The organism is Microcystis sp. LE18-22.4A (assembly GCF_027531105.1).
Lineage (GTDB): Bacteria > Cyanobacteriota > Cyanobacteriia > Cyanobacteriales > Microcystaceae > Microcystis > Microcystis aeruginosa.
Genome location: NZ_JAPZRB010000519.1, coordinates 1 through 1,271 on the forward strand (window position 1 = coordinate 1; position 1,271 = coordinate 1,271).

A 1,271-nucleotide genomic window follows, 5' to 3' on the forward strand; every position below is an offset into this window, starting at 1 on the left:
GCTATGACTGCTATAGTTCAGGAACTTTTAGATACCTTTGACCGCTTGACAGACTCAGAGCGGTTAGATTTGCTATTAGAGATTCTGAAGCGGACAATTCACCTGGATTTTCCGCCCTTATCTGATGAAGATCTAGTCCTCAATGCCGAGGGAATTTTTCTAGAATTAGACGATAGTTATAGAAAAAATCAGAGCAGCTCAAACTCCACCTCAAGCGGAGAATATTTATTCTCTTGAATATCAACCAATAACAAGAGAATTTCAAGCTAAGTATGGTGAAATTTTGTCTGCTGATAGCTTAAAAAAATGGCATATTATGATAATTATTTACAGGGTTTTTCGAGTTAATTCGAGTGAAGAAAATAATGTTAGATGCTTCGTTAAAATCAACAGATAAATCCGCTCAATATAATCGTATTTGCTTCGGTCTTACCATACTCTCAGAGATAATAATAGAAAAATATATTGGCTATTTTCGCCACAACTACCTAGAATCTTTTAAGATGATCGCCAAGGCTTTTTTAAATGATCCTAGCTTGCAACCAGAGAAAACAAGTCAGTTTAAGCAAGTTTTAATCTCTTTAAAGAATACGGCTAGAGCAATCCTCTGGCAAATACAAGAATACGAAAATCAAGAAACTAAACCTCTCAATTGGACAGACTTTTATACGTCGAATAAATCCGATACTGATCAAGTGCAGAAACAAAAAAATCAGCCAGCGATCGCATGGGCAAAATCTCGCTTAGAACAGTTAGAAAATCTGAGAAAAGTTAAGGGATGGGATTAAAAGAGTGATGGTAATTCTGGACTCTAACATTTTAAGCTTATTAGTAACCCCGCTCGGTGAAGACTGGCCAGAAGATCAAAAGTTATTTACAGAAGTTTATCAATGTACCGAATGGGTTTTATCGTCTGCTGGCAAGAGGAGCTTGTCTGACTTCATCTGATCTATGTGATTATGAGGTTAGACGAGAAGTAAAAGCGTGCAAGAATTAGATAAGTTAAGGAATGTAATTGAGTTTCAGAAAGTCAGTTTTATTTTACTACAAAAAGCCGCTGATCTTTGGGCTGAGTTGAGAGCAACAGGTCAACCAAACAAAGTTAAAGAAAATATTGATATAGATTGTATCCTATCGGCTCAATGGTCTCTACTCAAAGAAAAATATCCCAGTCGTCGGGTTATTATTGCCAGCAAAAATATCAAAGATTTCCAAAACATTACTGATTGCGCTCTCTGGCAAGATATACATTATTAAAGCGAAACCGCTTG

3 protein-coding genes are annotated in these 1,271 nt (G+C 36.3%); all 3 read left to right on the forward strand.

Annotated elements, in window-relative coordinates; all coding sequences use genetic code 11:
* On the forward strand, positions 1-237 hold a 237-nt coding region (locus O9295_RS22160; RefSeq protein WP_288035419.1), incomplete at its 5' end, for a hypothetical protein.
* Between the two features lie 128 nt (positions 238-365).
* Positions 366-788: a hypothetical protein gene (locus O9295_RS22165; RefSeq protein WP_288035421.1), complete on the forward strand. Its 423-nt coding sequence runs from the start codon at positions 366-368 to the stop codon at positions 786-788.
* A 196-nt stretch (positions 789-984) separates the two neighbouring features.
* Positions 985-1,257, forward strand: a complete 273-nt coding sequence (locus O9295_RS22170) for a hypothetical protein (protein WP_288035422.1) — start codon at positions 985-987, stop codon at positions 1,255-1,257.
* Positions 1,258-1,271 lie beyond the last annotated feature (14 nt).

Excerpts from the sequence above, each read along its gene's own strand:
- O9295_RS22165 (WP_288035421.1), top strand. The coding sequence starts at position 366 with ATGTTAGATGCTTCGTTAAAATCAACAGATAAATCCGCTCAATATAAT.